Source organism: Mycolicibacter minnesotensis, assembly GCF_010731755.1.
GTDB lineage: Bacteria > Actinomycetota > Actinomycetes > Mycobacteriales > Mycobacteriaceae > Mycobacterium > Mycobacterium minnesotense.
Genome location: NZ_AP022589.1, coordinates 2,881,860 through 2,897,678 on the forward strand (window position 1 = coordinate 2,881,860; position 15,819 = coordinate 2,897,678).

The 15,819-nt window shown below is 67.0% G+C and carries 12 protein-coding genes; 6 read left to right on the forward strand and 6 right to left on the reverse strand.

Going from position 1 to position 15,819, the window contains the following annotated elements; translation table 11 throughout:
- Positions 1 to 106 precede the first annotated feature (106 nt).
- The 5 genes from G6N09_RS13400 to G6N09_RS13420 all read left to right on the forward strand — a co-directional run bounded on the left by G6N09_RS13400 (position 107) and on the right by G6N09_RS13420 (position 5,940).
- On the forward strand, positions 107 to 298 hold the full coding sequence (locus tag G6N09_RS13400; RefSeq protein ID WP_083027016.1) for a hypothetical protein: 192 nt from the start codon (positions 107 to 109) through the stop codon (positions 296 to 298).
- A complete protein-coding gene (locus tag G6N09_RS13405; protein ID WP_083027015.1) occupies positions 298 to 1,065 on the forward strand; it encodes an ABC transporter ATP-binding protein in 768 nt (255 codons plus the stop codon). The genes G6N09_RS13400 and G6N09_RS13405 overlap by 1 nt, the downstream gene beginning before the upstream one ends.
- Positions 1,066 to 1,088: 23 nt before the next feature.
- A complete protein-coding gene (locus tag G6N09_RS13410; protein ID WP_234807072.1) occupies positions 1,089 to 3,644 on the forward strand; it encodes an ABC transporter permease in 2,556 nt (851 codons plus the stop codon).
- Between the two features lie 148 nt (positions 3,645 to 3,792).
- Positions 3,793 to 4,365, forward strand: coding sequence for a hypothetical protein (locus G6N09_RS13415; RefSeq protein ID WP_133053096.1), 573 nt, complete (start codon positions 3,793 to 3,795; stop codon positions 4,363 to 4,365).
- A 39-nt stretch (positions 4,366 to 4,404) separates the two neighbouring features.
- Positions 4,405 to 5,940: a PE-PPE domain-containing protein gene (locus G6N09_RS13420; protein ID WP_163752791.1), complete on the forward strand. Its 1,536-nt coding sequence runs from the start codon at positions 4,405 to 4,407 to the stop codon at positions 5,938 to 5,940.
- Here G6N09_RS13420 and G6N09_RS13425 read toward each other — a convergent pair.
- Genes G6N09_RS13425 through G6N09_RS13445 form a run of 5 tightly spaced genes read right to left on the reverse strand, consistent with a single transcriptional unit; the run spans position 5,921 to position 12,430 of the window.
- Entirely contained in the window at positions 5,921 to 9,130 is a 3,210-nt protein-coding gene (locus tag G6N09_RS13425; RefSeq protein ID WP_234807071.1) for an adenylate/guanylate cyclase domain-containing protein, read from the reverse strand. The two genes, G6N09_RS13420 and G6N09_RS13425, sit on opposite strands and share 20 nt — an antisense overlap.
- A 59-nt stretch (positions 9,131 to 9,189) precedes the next feature.
- Complete coding sequence (locus tag G6N09_RS13430) at positions 9,190 to 10,299, reverse strand: 3-beta-hydroxysteroid dehydrogenase (protein WP_083027011.1); 1,110 nt, start codon at positions 10,297 to 10,299, stop codon at positions 9,190 to 9,192.
- A 43-nt stretch (positions 10,300 to 10,342) separates the two neighbouring features.
- A complete protein-coding gene (locus tag G6N09_RS13435; protein WP_083027010.1) occupies positions 10,343 to 10,585 on the reverse strand; it encodes an exodeoxyribonuclease VII small subunit in 243 nt (80 codons plus the stop codon).
- A complete protein-coding gene (xseA, locus tag G6N09_RS13440; protein WP_083027009.1) occupies positions 10,575 to 11,846 on the reverse strand; it encodes an exodeoxyribonuclease VII large subunit in 1,272 nt (423 codons plus the stop codon). The genes G6N09_RS13435 and xseA overlap by 11 nt, the downstream gene beginning before the upstream one ends.
- Positions 11,843 to 12,430 carry a lipid droplet-associated protein gene (locus G6N09_RS13445; protein ID WP_083027008.1) on the reverse strand — a complete coding sequence of 196 codons (588 nt, stop codon included), beginning with the start codon at positions 12,428 to 12,430 and terminating at the stop codon, positions 11,843 to 11,845. Before G6N09_RS13445 ends, xseA begins: the two co-directional genes overlap by 4 nt.
- A gap of 97 nt (positions 12,431 to 12,527) precedes the next feature.
- Here G6N09_RS13445 and G6N09_RS13450 point away from each other — a divergent pair, with 97 nt between their 5' ends.
- The gene (locus G6N09_RS13450; protein ID WP_083027053.1) at positions 12,528 to 13,544 is read left to right on the forward strand and encodes a 4-hydroxy-3-methylbut-2-enyl diphosphate reductase; all 1,017 of its coding nucleotides are present in this window, start codon (positions 12,528 to 12,530) and stop codon (positions 13,542 to 13,544) included.
- Positions 13,545 to 13,571: 27 nt separating this feature from the next.
- Here G6N09_RS13450 and G6N09_RS13455 read toward each other — a convergent pair whose 3' ends face one another.
- Positions 13,572 to 15,302, reverse strand: a complete 1,731-nt coding sequence (locus G6N09_RS13455) for a SulP family inorganic anion transporter (protein WP_083027007.1) — start codon at positions 15,300 to 15,302, stop codon at positions 13,572 to 13,574.
- Positions 15,303 to 15,819: the final 517 nt, after the last annotated feature.

Below are 15,819 nucleotides of genomic sequence, written 5' to 3' on the forward strand. Positions count from 1 at the left end.
GGTACTGCAAACCGGGCGAGATTGCAGTGGCCCGCCACTGCGGTCGTTCTGCCGGACGCGAGTCACGCTGTGACGATCACAGCGCACAAGAAAGAAGGCGCACATCATGGCCACGATGTCTGCGGCACACGCCCATCCGCTGCTGGTGCCCAACCTGAAGCACGTCGAGCTCGTCGTTGTTGGCGCCGTGCGGGCAATGTTCCGCCGCGGGAGGCGGACGGAACGGGCCCACTATGTGCCGCCGTTGAACGTTCTTCTCGAGGACGCCGCCATGGCGCGAGAGCTGCGGCACCTGTGATGGCGCAACCCGCACCGGTCGGCGGGCCGGGTGTTTCCGGCCGACACCGCTACCGCTGCGCCCCGAAGCCAGTGGCGCTGCAGCTCAAGGGCGTCGCCAAGCAGTACCGCTTGGGCGACGAGCAGGTGAACGTGCTTGTCGAGTTCGACTTTGACGTCACTGCAGGAGAATTCGTCGTCGTGACCGGACCGTCGGGCGCCGGAAAGTCGACCCTGCTGCATGTCGCCGGGGGGCTGGATGCGCCGGATACCGGCACGGTCGTCGTCGCCGGCCACGATGTGTGGGCGATGAGCGCGCGGGCCCGGGCCGAGTTCCGGCTCCGCAACCTGGGATTCGTGTTCCAGTTCTTCAATCTGGTGCCGATGCTGACCGCCATCGAGAATGTGTCGTTGCCGCTGGTGCTTGACGGGGTGTCGGCCCGGTCGGCGGATGCGCGCGCGGAGGAGCTGCTGCATCGGGTCGGGCTTGCCGACCGGGCTCGACATCGGCCGGCCGAACTGTCGGGTGGACAGATGCAGCGGGTCGCGGTCGCGCGTGCGCTGGCGGCCCGGCCGTCGATCATCCTTGCCGACGAGCCGACCGGGAACCTCGACCGGCGTTCGTCGATGGAGATCGTGGAGCTGCTGCGCTCGCTGTCGGATGAGGACGGCACCGCGGTGGTGGTGGTGACACACGACCGGGGAGTAGCCCGCTACGGCTCCCGCGAGGTGCACTTGGTCGACGGGCGCGCCTATGCAGTCGCCGGCGTATCCGGCGCGCGGCGATGATCCGGCGACTGTCGGCCGGGTGGGTGTCTTTTCGGCGAATCCACCTCGCCGCACTGGGCGCCGATTGGCGCCGCACGCTGCTCAGCGTGATCGGTGTCGCGGTGGGGGTCATGGTGGTACTCGGGGTCTTGGTCCTCAAGTCCGAACTGGTTCGTCCGTTCGACGCATTCGGTCCGTCGCTGGCCCACGCCGCCGATAGCGGGGTCGTCGAGGTGACCCCGAACATCGACGGCCGGTTGCCGATCGAGACGGTGGACCGCCTGCGCACCGAGGTTGCCGGCGCGCAGGCGGTGATCCCGATCGTCGCCGGCCTGACGCCGGTGGACATCGCCGGAGGCAGCGACACTCGCCCCGCCGAGTCACCCCCGGGTTTCTTCCTGCTCGGCGGGTCCTGCCAGATCGAGCTGTTGGTCGGTTCTTTCAACTGCGAGCAGCGCGCCAAAGACCAGCCCGCGGCCGGACCCGGGGTGCCACTGCAGATTCCGGAGGTGATCGCTGCGCGGCATCACCTGCAGCTCGGCGCCGAGCTGCGCATCCCCGGTCTACCCCCAGGCTCGGCACATGTGGGGTGGATGTTCCAAGAGTTCGACCGCGTGGCCGACATCAACGGGGGCTACGTCCTGCTGGCGCCCTCCGGGGACATCGCCGCTGAACTGCTCTCGGCACGCGGCTACGTCACCGCTGCGTTCGTCGTGCCGAGACCTGAGGCTGACATCACCGCCGGCATCGACCGTGTCATCGCCGGCGTCGCAACGGCAGGCCCGCCCCGGCCGCACCAGCCGGCCATCTTCGCCAACGTCGCACAGAGCCTGGACCTGACCGCGCTGTGCGGCGTTCTGATCGGCTTCCTCATCGCGCTGAACACCATTCTGTTGGCCATCGAGGATCGGCGGGCGGTGCTGGGGACCATCGGCGCGATCGGCGCCAAGCCGGTCGGGCTGTTCGGCGGCATGCTCGGCGAGGGCGCCGTGGTGGGCCTTCTCGGGGGCCTGGCCGGGGTGCCGGGCGGCTTTCTCCTGGGGTGCTACCTGGTGGACCGGTTCGGGCGGTCCATGTTGTCCGGCTCCGGTGGCACCGTCACAGCACACTTCACGCCGAGCCTGATCGTGGCCGGTGCGGTCGCGGGAACGGTCTGCGGCATCCTCGCGATGATCGGCCCGGCCATGCGGCTGGCCCGGGAAGGGCCGCTGGCGTCGATGGCCAGCGCCGGCGGGGTGCAACGTGCCCGGACCATCTCGATCTGGCCGCTGCTGGCCGGGACGGCTGCGCTGGCAGGCGCTTTCGTCGTGATGACGATCTTCGAGCACGGGTCGCTGCCGGCACATGTGGGCATCAACGCAATATCGTTGTGGCAGTTAGGGGTCGCGCTGACGACGGTGTGGCTCGCCCCGCGTGGTGCACGGCTGCTCATCGAACTGCTGACGCTCGCCCGCCCCGACGTCGGGCGCCTGCTGGGAGCCGACGTGCGGCGCTACGCGCTGCTGTTCGCCATCTCCGCGGCCATCCTGGCCATCGGCGCCAGCTTGGCGATCGCCGCGCAGAGCATGCAGTTGCTCGGCACCGAGCAGGTCGCCGCGCAGAAGGCCCAGCGATTGCCGGACTCCCTGCTCATCACCGCGCAATCGATACTCGATCAGCGGGACGGTCAACTCCCCGATGCCACGCTCGCGCTGGCGACCGACGCGGCCGGCGGGCGCAGCGTGTCGTCGCGGTGGAGGTCGATGATCTCCTCGGGCACCGTTGCGCGCCTCGTCATCGGCGTTACGCCGGGTGACTGGTTCAGCCAGGGGCTGTATCAGCCGACCGGTGCCTCCGACACTTTCTGGGAGGAGCTCCGGGCCGGGCAGATCGGCCTGAGCGAGATCGCCGCCAGCCGGCTCGGTGTGGCCAGGGGCGGGACGGTCGAGCTGCCCACCGTGGCGGGATCGAAGCGATACCGGGTGGCGGGGATCATCTCGCCGCGGATGATCGATGACTCCGCGGTGGGCGACATCGTGGTGGCCTCGGAAGCCGTCGCGCGCGCGGACTGGGCGGCGGCGCGCGATCAGATCGCCGTGCGCTATCCGACCGCCGCCGAGGCGACCGCGCATCGCGCTGATTTTCTGGCGCTGGGCGCCGGACTGTCGGTGTATGACAACCAGCAGTGGCGTACTGCCGCCACCGGCGGACTCACGCGATTTCTGGAGCCCTTGACGGTCGCCGCATACGTGGTGATGGCCGCGGCCGGGCTGAGCGTGCTCAATGTCTTCGTCCTGGGGCTGGTGCAACGCAAGCGGGAGCGGGCCGTGTTGCGGGCGATCGGCGCGCGGCCCGGACAGGAGCAGGCTGTCGTCGCGGCTCATGCCGGACTGCTGGGCCTGCTGGTGGCGCTACTCGGTGGGCTCGGGGGAGTGGGGCTGACCTATCTCTGGTCGATGGGCTCACCGGTGTTCTACGGCACCACGATTGACGGGGACGTGCTCGGCCTACCGCTGCGAACCGGGGTGGCCGCCGTGACCGTGCTGGTGTTGGCGGCGGCGGTGTATCCGGCGATCCATGCGCGGCGGTTGGAGACGGCCGAGGTACTACGGACCGCCTGATGTCCGGCGTCGCTAAGTACTACCGCTATGGAGACCGTGAAACTGCAGTGGTGCGCCACTGAGCGCGGCTCACCCAACCTGAGTGACGATCCTGGCAGCGGAGCGAAAACCGGCTTCGGAGTGTTCTTCACCACGACGGGAGATGGACATGCAGGCAGTACAGGTGCCGCACTTCACCACGGCAGCAGCAGTGCTTGGCGCTTGCCTCATCGCCCTTCCCGCGGCGATCGCACCTCCAGTCCCGCAGCATCCGGTCGCGTGGGTGGCCGCCGCGGACCCGATCGAGCTGACGGGCGCATTCAGTCCGATGATCGGCGATCTGAATGCGGGTGATCCGGCGCCCGTGGTCGATGCCTTGGCGAGCGTTGAGTTGGGCACTGCGGAGGCGGATCCGTTCACCGACTTCGTCCAACAGATCTCGAACTACCTGCAAGGCGCACTCTTACTGGGGATTCTGGTTTTCGGCGGCGTCGTGGCCAATGTGGCGCAGGCCTTTGTGGACGTCTATGACTGGTTCGCAGGCATTTTCGGCTTCGAGCCCTACGGCGTGATGGACGCCGCCCCTGCCCTGGCCTCTGACCTCGGTACAGCGCTGGGGGACTTCACCGTGCCGCTCGGCGAACTGATCCCGGCGTTCGACATCAGCGGGGGAGCAGAGGTGAACCCGATAGCCGATGACGCCGGGATCATCGGTGCGCTCGTGGACAGCCTGGGCCTCTGAGGGACGTCCGGCTGTGACCCTATGGAGAGGAATCAGATCATGGCGACTGTGACTGTGGGGCAAGCTCATTGGCTGGCGCTCAGTGTGGGCGTCGTGTTCGCCGGCATTGCTCCGATGCCGGCTGCGTCGGCGGCAGCGCCGCTGCCCGAGGTTGCGTTCGGCGACATTCAGCTCACCGCCGGCGGCACGGCGTTGGTCTATGACGGCAGTGGTGGCCCTATGCTGCCGCCCCCGCAATTTCTCGATGCGATCAACACGCTTTACCTGCAGCCTGGCGGCTTCACCGGCACGATGCAGGCCGCGTTGCTGCCCAACGAGCTCTATCCGATCACCGGTGTCAAGAGCATGGGATTCGGTGCGTCGGTGAGCCACGGACAACCGATCATGCTCTCCGACATCCAAAACCAGATCGCCGCCGGCGGGGTGACGGCGGAGAATCCCCTCGTGGTTTTCGGCTACTCGCAGAGCGCCGCGGTGGCCTCGCAGATCATGCCGCAACTCCGCGATGCGGGTGTCCCCAGTGACCTGGTGCACTTCGTGCTGGTGGGCGATGTCAACAACCCCAACGGCGGCCTGTTGAACACCTTCGATTTTCCGGCCGGCAACAGCTGGGCCTTCACCGCCGCGAACTTCCCGTTCAGCCCCCCGACCCCGTCAGATCTGTATCCGACCGACATCTACACCCTCGAATACGATGCCAGCGCCGACTTTCCGCACTACCCGCTCAATCTGTTGTCGGTCTTCAACGCCTTGATAGGCAACTTCACCCAGCACTTCATCTATGCGAACCTCACCCCGGAGCAGATCGACAGTGCCATTCTGCTGCCGGGATCCGAGGCGCTGTCCGGAGAAGGCCTCACCGACTACTACATGATCCCGAGCGCGAGTCTGCCGTTGCTGATGCCGCTGCTGTTCCTCCCCGGGATTGGCCAGCCCCTGTATGACTTGTTGGAGCCCGTCACCCGCATCCTGGTGAACCTGGGCTACGGCAGCATTGACGAGGGATGGAATCAGGGCCCGGCGAATGTCCCGACGACGTTCGGGTTGTTCCCGCAGATCGACCTGGGTCAGCTTTCTACGGCACTGGGCAACGGCCTGCAGCAGGGAATCAACGACGCCCTCAACGCCCTTGCGAATCCGGTCAGCTACGAAGAGCAGCTCGCGCCCTGGCTGCCCTTCGCGGACTCGATCTACACCCACGGATTCGCGCCGGAGAACCCGACGTTTGACGATGTGATGGAGGGGATTCTCACGCTCGCCGGCTTCCCGGTTTCCGACGTGACGCTCAATTCACCGGTAACCGACATCATCACCATGATCAACAGCACGCTGGCCTACGACTACTCGGCACTGCTGCCCGCCGCCGACGCGATCAGTGCGCTGTTCACCAGCCTGCCCGCGTACGCCGCGAATATCTTTGTCGACCAGCTTCTGGACGGTGACCTTCTTGGCGCGATCGGGCTTCCACTGGCCGCTTATTCAGGTCTGGTCCCGTTCGATTTGCTGCTCGGGGCTCCACCGGCACTGTTCGCGGCCATCGGCACTCTGGACAACTTCATGGAGCTGTTCTCATAAGCGCCCTGGCCCCGTCGATGTGACGTTCGAAGCCGAACGATTCCGCGCTGGCGAGGTAGCTGGCGGCCATGTCCGGGACGGCGGCGTGATCACCGCGGGCCCGGCACAGCAGTGTGTTGAGGCGCAGCAACGTGACCTGATACATCGCCGAATGGTGAGCGGACCACAGGTCTGCCAATCGGCGGAGCGCGCGTTCGGCCTCGGTCAGATCACCGTCGGCGCCGCGCTCCAGCAGTGTCTCCACCAAGAGCCCGGTGCCCCACAACCCGTAGAAGAGGTTGCCGACCCGGCAGAGATCGTCGACTGCTGTGCGCATAAGCGCGATGGCGGCATCGCGATCGCCGCTGTGGGCGGTCTCCCGGGCGGCCCACACATCGGTGACCGGGATGAGGAACAGTGCGCGCTTGCGCAGCCAGATATCGCGGCACTGCATGATCAGTTCGAGCCCCCGGTGACGGTCGCCCGCGCTGTCCCGATTGAGCAGCACCACACCCAAGGCATAGCCGGACAGGCCCAGCGCGCGATCGCTGCTGGCGCGGTGCGCGGACTGCACCGCCTCCTCACAGGCACGTTCGGCGGACTGGTGGGGCCGCAGCGCGCCGAACTGCATCGCGAAACCGTAGGTCCAGGCCACGGTGCTGGACAGCGTCTCGGCGTTGCTTCTGCGGGCCATCTCGACGGCGTCGTGGAGATCGTCGCGCCACTGCGGACGGCCCAGCCACCAGCGGGCAGTGCCGCGCCAGGCCAACGCGATCGCCAACGGTGATCCCACCCCGAAGTTGGCGCCTTTGGCCGGATCTCCCTCGGCCAAGTCGATGATGGTCTGCGACCACCGCGATATCGCGTCGAATTCGCCCACGCACAGCCAGTTGACGAACGCCATGAATGCCAGTCCCATGGTGGGGGAGCGATCGCCGATCGACTCGAACAGTGCCATCTGTTCCGAGGCCAACTGCGCGCCTTCACGGGAGCGGCCTGCGTAGAGCAGCTCGGTGGCGAGCGCCGTCATCCCGATGGCCAAGGACGCGTTGTCCCCGGCGGCGTCGCACAACGCCCGCAGCTCCCCGAACCGGCTCCGGCTCTCTTGGACTTCTCGGGCCTGCCAATCTGTGGCGCACAACATGGTTCGCGGCGCGATACGCATCGACAGCTGGTCTGGCGAGTCGTCCGACAGGGCGTCGGCGATCCGGCGGGCCCGCTCCCAGCTGCCTCGCGCGGCCACCAGGTCGCGGTTGGTGGACCAGGCGCCGGCGCGCATGTGCCAGGCATATGCCGCGTGCAGGTCACCTGCGGCCTGCAGATGCTCGGCGATCAGCGCTGCGTTGTCGTCCACCGATGCGGGGGCGCCCGCCTCGATGGCGGCGGCGAGTTTCCGGTGCCAGTCGGCCCGATCCGATCTGAGTTGCGATTCGTAGACCACCGCACGGATCAACGGATGCCGAAACGCGTATTCGGCGCTGGGGGTGAATCTGACCTGATCGATCAGCTCGGCATGCAGCAGTTCGTCGAAGTCGGCGTCGACGCCCAGCGCGGGCAGTAACTGGGCCTCGAAGCGGGCCCCGATCACCGAAGCCGCGCTCAAAGTTCTTTTGGCCCTGCCTGGGAGCTTGTCGATGCGGGCCTCGATGGTCGCCTGGACCGTGGCGGGCACTGTGACGTCGGCGGCCCGGGTGTGGCAGACGTAGCAACCGTGTTCGCCCGTCAACGTCCCGCGCTGGGCCAGCTCACGCACCATCTCCTCGGCGAAGAACGGATTTCCGGCTGCTCGCCGGGCGATGATCGCGGCCAGAGCGGTAACCGAGGGGTGCGAACCCAGAAGTTGCCCGATCAGTGAGGTGATGTCTGAATCATCCAGCGGAGCAAGGATTATGCGCTCGGTGGCGGGCAGTTGGGTCAGCGCGCCGCGGTACTCGGGTCGATAGGTGATCAGCGCCAGCGCTGGGGTGCGGGGGATCACCGCCAGAAAATCGGCGATCAGCGACTCGCTGACGATGTCCATCCAGTGGGCGTCTTCGATGATGAACAGCGTGGGTTCGGTGCGGGCCAATGATGCGGCGTTGATCAGCGCGGTCAGCTTGCTGCGGCGGGTGTCGGGCTCCCAATGCGGTAACTCGACGTCGGCGTCGGCAATGCCCAACACGTCCTCGAGCAGCAGCAGGTCCTGGGGATCGGCATGCCGAACCCGTTCCCGGACCTGCGTCCGGGCGTCCTGGCCGCCGAGTTCGGTCACGCCGATGCTGGCCCGCAACAGCGTCGACACAGCGTGGAACGGCAGGTCGCTGGCGTGTGACTCGCAGAAGGTCCACACCACCTCGATTCCGCGAGCTGCCGCGGACGCCGCGGCCTCCCGGGCCATCCGGCTTTTGCCGATGCCCGGTGTCCCCACCACGGTGGACACCCCGCCGCGCCCCTCGATCGCGCGGTCCATCATCGCCTCCACCGCCGCCAGCTCGCCGCGCCTACCGATCAGACTTGACTCGGCGCGCCGGACCGTGCGATCCCGCTCGGCCATGCCCAACAACTGGCGGGCGGGCACGGGTTCCCGACTGCCCTTGATCTGCACCGATTCGACGGCACCCAACGTGGCCGCGCCCTCGACGAGCCCGGCCGTCGAAGCACTGAGCATGATCCCGCCCGGCGGGGCGACCGACTCCATCCGCTGGGCCATGCCGACCTGCTCGCCCACGGCGGCATAGCCGAACTGCCCCGAGCCGATCCCGCCCGCGATCACCTCACCGGAGTTCAGCCCGACCCGTAATTGCAGGGCGATACCGTCACGCCGGCCGACGTCGACGGCAAGCCTGGCCGCCTCCTGCTGCACCTCCAGAGCCGCCAGGCAGGCCCGCAGGGCGTGATCTTCCAGAGCAACGGGGGCACCGAACACCGCCATGATCCCGTCCCCGGTCCATTGCGCGATCGTGGCGCCGTAGCGGTGCACCACGGCCGCACAGCGGTCGGCGAGGGCGGCCATGATCTCGCGCAGGCGCTCCGCGCCCACCGCCGTGGCGATCTCCATCGAGTGCACGACGTCGGCGAACAGCACCGTCACCTGCTTGTACTCAGCGGGTGGCGGGGCAATAGCAACGGCCGTTCCACACTCATGGCAGAACTTGAAGGTCGTGGGCAGCCGTGTGCCGCAGGAGCTGCACACCAGGGCCGGCAGCTCCGAGGGCGGCCCAACGCCGTTCACGTCGCTATCGTGTCACCGTCGACCCCTGGCTGGATAGCGGCTTCGGCGAAGAGACGATGCTATTCCGGATGCGGCTCGGCGACCACGGTCGCCAGGTGCGGCTGGGCTTCGGCCTTGACCTGCTCGAAGAGCTTCTTGTAGTACGGCAGGCAATCGGCCATGGCCTGTTCGGTGGTGAACAGCGGCTGGTACCCGAGATCGCGCTGGGCCTTCTCGATGGAGAAGTAGTTGTTCAGGTAAAGCCGTTCCACCGCACCGGGTTCCAGCATCGGCTCGGGCAGGCCGAACCGGAAGTGCAGCCACTGCCAGGCGAACATGACATCGCGCACCATGCGGCCGGAAACCCGGATCTTGGGCCACGGTTCGCCACAGGCCTCGACCACGGGGCGGGCGAACTCGAACATGTTGATCGGGTCACCGTCGTTGATGAAGTAGGCCTGGCCGGGCGCCGAGCCGCCGGGCACCAGGTGTTCGGCGGCCAGGATGAAGCCGTGAATCAGGTTGTGCACGTAGGAGTTGTCCAGCTTGGCGCGCTTGCTGCCGATGAGGACCTTGACGTGACCGGCAACCACGCTCTCGAACAGCCTGCGGAACATGGTCTGGTCACCGTTGCCCCAGATACCCGAGGGCCGGATGGCGCAGGTCAACATGCCGTCCACGCCGTTCTCGCCGAGCACGAACTTCTCGGCGACCACCTTGGTCTCGGTGTAGAGGTCGTTGAACTTGGTGGTGTAGGCCATGGTCTCGTTGCCGCCCGAGATGGCCTTGCCGCCCATCACCACGCTGTTGGACGCGGTGTAGACGAACCGCTTCACCCCGGCCCGCTGCCCGGCCTGGACCAGGTTCTTGGTGCCGTCGACGTTGACCGCGAAGCTGCGGCGACGGATCTCGTCGGTGACTTTCGCGCCGCCCTGCAGGTCGATGATCGCCGCGGTGTGGAACACGGTGTCGATCCCGGCGACCGCCGCTGCCACCGTTGCCGGGTCACAGATGTCGCCTTCCAGTTTCTCCAGGTTGGGGTGGTCGGGCAGCGACGACGGCGCACGGTCGAAGGACCGCACCTGGTAGCTCCGCTCGAGCAGGGTCTGGACGAAATTGGTTCCGACGAAACCGGAGCCCCCGGTGACAAGTACCCGGCCCAGTTCAGTAGTCAGTGAAGGATCACCCATCGGGCGAGCATAACTGAACGTGTTTCAGTTCTTGTGTTCGAAGTCACCCGCGGAGGTCGTCGCCGGGTTCTGCGTCGAGGGCTTCCTGCACTCGGCGGCGGGCTCCGGCCAGATGCTCTTCGCACCGCTTGGCCAGCTGCTCGCCACGTTCCCACAGGCTCAGCGACGCGTCGAGATCCAGCCCGCCCTGTTCCAACCGCTGCACCACATCGATCAGCTCATCCCGGCACTGCTCATAGCCCAGCTCACTAACGGGTGTCACCGGATCGGCTTGCTCAGCTGGCATCGCTGGGTCCGTCAAGAAGTCGTCCTTCACGAAGTCGCCCCTCACTGGTCGCTGCGACGGCCCCATCGGCCACCCGGATGCGCAACCGGGTGCCGGCGGCGGCGTCCTCGACCGACCGCAAGACATGCGGCCCGCCGGCGTCGACAGTCTGGACCACCGCGTAGCCGCGTGCCAAGGTCGCGGCCGGACCCAGGGTAGCCAGGCGTGCCGACAGATGCCCCACCCGTTCGCCCTGTTGGTCGATCAACCGGGTCACGTCGCGGCGCACCGCCGCTAGGGCACGCCGTATCTGGTCGCCGCGCTCGGTCAGGGCGCGCAGCGGGTCGGTCAGCACCGGGCGGCTGCGCAGCTGGGTGAGCAGCCGCTCCTCGCGCACCACCCAGTGCCGCACGGCGTGCGCGCTGCGTCGCCGCAGGTCGTCTACCAGTGCCTGCTCCGCGGCGGCGTCCGGGACGATCCTCTTCGCGGCGTCGGTGGGGGTGGCCGCGCGCAGGTCGGCGACCAAATCGCACAGTGGGCTGTCGGGTTCGTGGCCGATGGCGCTGACCACCGGGGTGCGGCACGCGGCGATCGCCCGGCACAGGGTTTCGTCGGAGAACGGCAGCAAGTCCTCGACGCTGCCGCCCCCACGGGCCAGCACGATCACCTCCACGCCCGCGTCGGCGTCCAGGTCGCGCAGTGCCTCGACCATCTGGGCCACGGCGGTCGGTCCCTGCACGGCGGTGTTGCGCACCGTGAAGCGCACCGCCGGCCACCGGGTGCCGGCCACGGTCATGACATCGTGCTCGGCGGCGCTGGCACGCCCGGTGATCAGGCCGATCGTGCCGGGCAGAAACGGGATCGGCCGCTTGAGCCGGGCGTCGAACAATCCCTCGGCGTCCAGCAGCCGGCGTAGCCGCTCGATACGGGCCAGCAGCTCGCCGATGCCCACCGCACGGATCTCGCTCAGGCGTAGCGAGAAGGTGCCTCGGGCGGTGTAGAAGTTGGGTTTGCCGCAGACCACCACCTGGGTGCCCTCGGTCAGCTTGACCGGCGCGCCAGCCACCAGCTCGGGGCTGCAGGTCACGGTCAGCGACATGTCCGCGGCCGGATCACGCAAGACCATGAACACCGTCCGCACGCCCGGGCGCAGGTTGATCTGGGTCAACTGACCCTCCACCCACACCGAACCCAGCCGGTCGATCCAGCCCTTGACCCGGATGGCAACCGCGCGGACCGGGAACGGGTTCTCCGCGGACTCACCCGGCGCGGGGGAAGTCACTTCGCGGTGGTGCGGGTGATCCTGTTGGCCAGCAGCGTCTGAAACGGTGCGCGGGCCTTGGTGGCCTCTTCGTAGGCGAGCAGGGTCTCCAGCTCGTCGAGGCTGAGCGAGGCCAGGCGGGCCCGCAGCTGGGCCAGGGTCAACGAGCCGTAGTCGAGCTCGTCGACCAGGTCGGGGGTCGGCACGTCGGAGTCCGCAGCGCTGCTCGGGGCGTCGTTGCCGGCGGGCGGGGTGGCTCCGTCGTCACTGAACGAGTACAGGGCGAACCGGCCCTCGGTGCGCGGGTCGGTGTCGTCGTCGTCGAAGGTCGCGCCGGCACCGTCGAAACTGTCCTCGACGTCGTCGTCATCGAAGGTTGCCCACTCCGGCTGCTCGTCCTTGGGGGGAAAAAGTGACTCCAGGGTGGTGTCGCCCTTGTTGACCAGCTCGGCGACGCCCTGCTGCCAGCGCATCACTGCGTGCGCGGCCTGGCTGGCCAGCGTCATCGGGTAGGTCAGGATGGTTTGCGGCAGCTTCAGGGTCTCCTCGACCGCGACCGTCGCCGCGCCGACCAGAAGCCGGACTCCAAAGGGTGCAGGTGCCATGGCCCCCAGCCTGCCTTACCCGCCGGTCATCTCCAAGTATTTGGGTGCGTGGCCGCGAGCTGGCGGTCTCGCGTCGGCAGACCGTACGCTGGTTGCCATGCCGCCGACCGTCCATGTGGAGATCTCTTCCCGTCTCGGGGGGCCGGTTCCCGCCGGCCACGCCGGTAAGCGGGTGCTGCTCGCGGAGCCGCGCGGCTACTGCGCGGGTGTGGACCGGGCTGTGGAGACCGTTGAGCGGGCGCTGGAGAAGCATGGCGCGCCGGTCTACGTGCGGCACGAGATCGTGCACAACAAGCATGTGGTGGACACCTTGACCAATGCGGGCGCGGTGTTCGTGCACGAGACCGACGAGGTTCCCGAAGGCGCGATGGTGGTGTTCTCCGCGCACGGAGTGGCGCCCACGGTGCATGAGACCGCTGCCGACCGCGGTCTGCGGGTGATCGACGCGACCTGTCCCCTGGTGACCAAGGTGCACAACGAGGCCAAACGCTTCGCCCGGGACGGCTACGACATCCTGCTGATCGGCCACGCCGGCCACGAAGAGGTCGTCGGGATCATCGGCGAGGCACCCAACGATGTGCAGTTGGTCGACGGCTTGGACGCGGTGGACACGGTGCAGGTGCGCGACGAGAACAAGGTGGTGTGGCTGTCGCAGACCACACTGAGCGTCGACGAGACCATGCAGACGGTGGTCAAGCTGCGGCAACGGTTCCCGAATCTGCAGGACCCGCCCAGCGACGACATCTGCTACGCCACCCAGAACCGCCAGACCGCGGTCAAGGCGATGGCGCCGGAGTGCGAGCTGGTGATCGTGGTGGGCTCACGCAACTCGTCGAACTCGTGCCGGTTGGTGGAAGTGGCGCTGGGCGCCGGTGCCCGCGCCGCGCACCTGGTCGACTACGCCGACGACATCGACCCGGCGTGGCTTTCGCCCGAAGACGGCCCCGTGCAGACCATCGGCGTCACCTCGGGTGCCTCGGTGCCGGAGATTCTGGTGCGTGGCGTGCTGGAGCGGCTTGGCGAGTATGGCTACGGGAAGGTGTTCCCGGTGGCCACAGCCAACGAGACCTTGGTGTTCGCCCTGCCCCGCGAGATCCGCCCGAGCCGACGCTAGAGGTACGTGCGGCGGCGCAGCGGCTTCTCACTCCGTTGTTGTGGGGCTCCGTAGCGCCGTGAGGTCGGCCAGGGCGATCCGGGCACTCGTCTCGTGCTTGGAGAGGGGCCGCATGTGGTGCCATCCCTCGATCGTCAGCTTCGGCCGGTTGTCCTGACCGCTGAACTCCTCCAGGAAATAGCGCAGGGTCTCACTCGTCGTGTGATCGACGAGGGGCACGTTCGAGCTTAGGTGCAGCTGGACCGTCTGGGTGTCCGGTGGAAGCTGCCCCAATTCCCGAATGACGTGGAACAGGTTGAAACACACCAGCGAACCATCCAGGTGCAGGTGGTAGGCGCCCTCCGTGAAGTCCCGCCGCGACACCGGGTTGCGGAAGAGGCCGAGGAATCGACCGGCAAGGCTCGGTTCGGCGGAATCTGAGCCGGTGTGCGAGGTGTGCCACAGGCTCTCCAGCCACAGGTTCAACACCAATTTCACGGCGGTGCCGGCGAGAAGACCGATGAGCAGGTCCGTCGTCAGCGTCACGAGCAAGGTGATCGTGAAGATGATGAGCTGCTCGGTCCCGACCCGTGCGACATTGAGCCATACCGTGGGCCGACACAGTTTGTAGCCGATGAAGACCAGGACGGCGGCCAACACCGTCAGCGGGACCTTATTGATCAGGTGGCTGAACATCAGCACGAATATCAGCAGAAAGCAGGCGTTGTAGAAGTTGGCCCACTGGGTCCGGCCGCCGCCGAGGATGTTGGCAGTGCTCTTGACCATGCCGGGGATGATGGTCAGGCCGCCGAACACGCTGGAGGCGACGTTAGAGGCCCCCATGGCCTGCAGGGTTCGATCCGGGTCGGAGCGGCGCCGAAAGGGATCGATCTTGTCGACGGCCGCGATCGTCGCCAGGGACTCGACCCCGTCGATCAAGACCAGGGTGAGTACCAGGTAGGCCAGCGCCAGCCAGAGTTCGGGATGGGCGAACACCGTGCCGAACTCGGGCAGGACGACCCCGTCGATGAGCGAACTGGGGACTTCGATCAAGTAGCGCTTGTCCAGCTTGAGGATGAATACGCTGGCCAGCGTGCCCGCGAAGAACACCCAGACCGGCGGCGGCATGACCTTCAGCAGCCGCCCGGGCATCGCAGTCAGGAGGAAAAGCCCCGCCAGGCAACCGATCCCCAGGATGAAGACCGGACGATTCATCGACCCGACATGGCGGGGAACTTCGGCCAGGATCGCCCAGAATTCGCGGCCTTCGAACTTCTCGCCCATAAACAGCGGGATCTGCTTGGCGATGATCATCAGGCCTATCGCGGCCAGCATGCCCTGAATCGCCGCGGCCGGGAAGATGGCGCTCAGCCGAGCCACCTTCAACTTGGCAAGGAGCACCTGCACCACGCCCGCAAGGGCGATGGCAACCAGAACCAGGGGGTATCCCACCGCGAGCAATTCGGATTCCGTGGCGCCCTCGCCCAGGCGGATCTGTCCGAGCGTGATCATGCCGGCGAACAGGACTGGCGCCAGTCCCGCCGCCGGGCCGCTGATGGTCACATACGAACCACCCAAGAACGGCAGGACAAAACCGGCAATGACCGCCGACACGATCCCGCAGATCGGCGGGGCGCCCGAGGTGATCGCGATTCCCATCGAGAACGGCAGCGAGATCATGGCCACCGTGAAGCCCGACCGCAGATCGTAGCGCCAGTGCTTCAGACCGGCCAGGCCATTGCGCGGCTTTTCGGTCAGAACGGTCAGGATCTCTTGCATGAATCAGCTTTCTCGGCAGCGGCTAAAGGTGATTGCGGTAATGCGCTGCCGAAATTCGTGCAGCGTCAATCCACCTTCATAAGGGGAGGCTGCAAATTCGTGCGGGGCGGAAAAACCGCGCCGTCGCCGTTAATGCTGAATGAGCCACTTGAACCCACAGTCTCCGTAAAATCCGCGCTGCGGGGTACGCCAATCTGTCTGCCCGATACGACGATTGACCCCGAACCGACTGGCGCCGGTATCAGCAAGTCCAGCTTGTTGGCGCTGCGCCAACATCGGGATCATAGGCCGAGGCAGCGCGAGAATTCCAAGCCTGGAGCCGCCATTGGTGCATCCACAGCAAGTTGGCAGCAGAAATTACGGATAGACCCAGCTTCGATTTTCGGGCTCGAAATAAGAGGACTTAGGGCACCGAATTTGCTGCATCGCCTGATTTCGGCTCGCGACGATGATCCATGCCAGCCCAAAAAGGACTTGTTTCACCACGTCAGCGCCCCGCCTCCTCGGCAGGCGTCGA

Bases quoted from the DNA above. Each gene is read 5' to 3' on its own strand.
- G6N09_RS13400 (WP_083027016.1), top strand. From the start codon at position 107: ATGGCCACGATGTCTGCGGCACACGCCCATCCGCTGCTGGTGCCCAAC.
- G6N09_RS13405 (WP_083027015.1), top strand. From the start codon at position 298: ATGGCGCAACCCGCACCGGTCGGCGGGCCGGGTGTTTCCGGCCGACAC.
- G6N09_RS13415 (WP_133053096.1), top strand. From the start codon at position 3,793: ATGCAGGCAGTACAGGTGCCGCACTTCACCACGGCAGCAGCAGTGCTT.
- G6N09_RS13420 (WP_163752791.1), top strand. From the start codon at position 4,405: ATGGCGACTGTGACTGTGGGGCAAGCTCATTGGCTGGCGCTCAGTGTG.
- G6N09_RS13430 (WP_083027011.1), bottom strand. From the start codon at position 10,299: ATGGGTGATCCTTCACTGACTACTGAACTGGGCCGGGTACTTGTCACC.
- G6N09_RS13435 (WP_083027010.1), bottom strand. From the start codon at position 10,585: ATGCCAGCTGAGCAAGCCGATCCGGTGACACCCGTTAGTGAGCTGGGC.
- G6N09_RS13445 (WP_083027008.1), bottom strand. From the start codon at position 12,430: ATGGCACCTGCACCCTTTGGAGTCCGGCTTCTGGTCGGCGCGGCGACG.
- G6N09_RS13450 (WP_083027053.1), top strand. From the start codon at position 12,528: ATGCCGCCGACCGTCCATGTGGAGATCTCTTCCCGTCTCGGGGGGCCG.
- G6N09_RS13455 (WP_083027007.1), bottom strand. From the start codon at position 15,302: ATGCAAGAGATCCTGACCGTTCTGACCGAAAAGCCGCGCAATGGCCTG.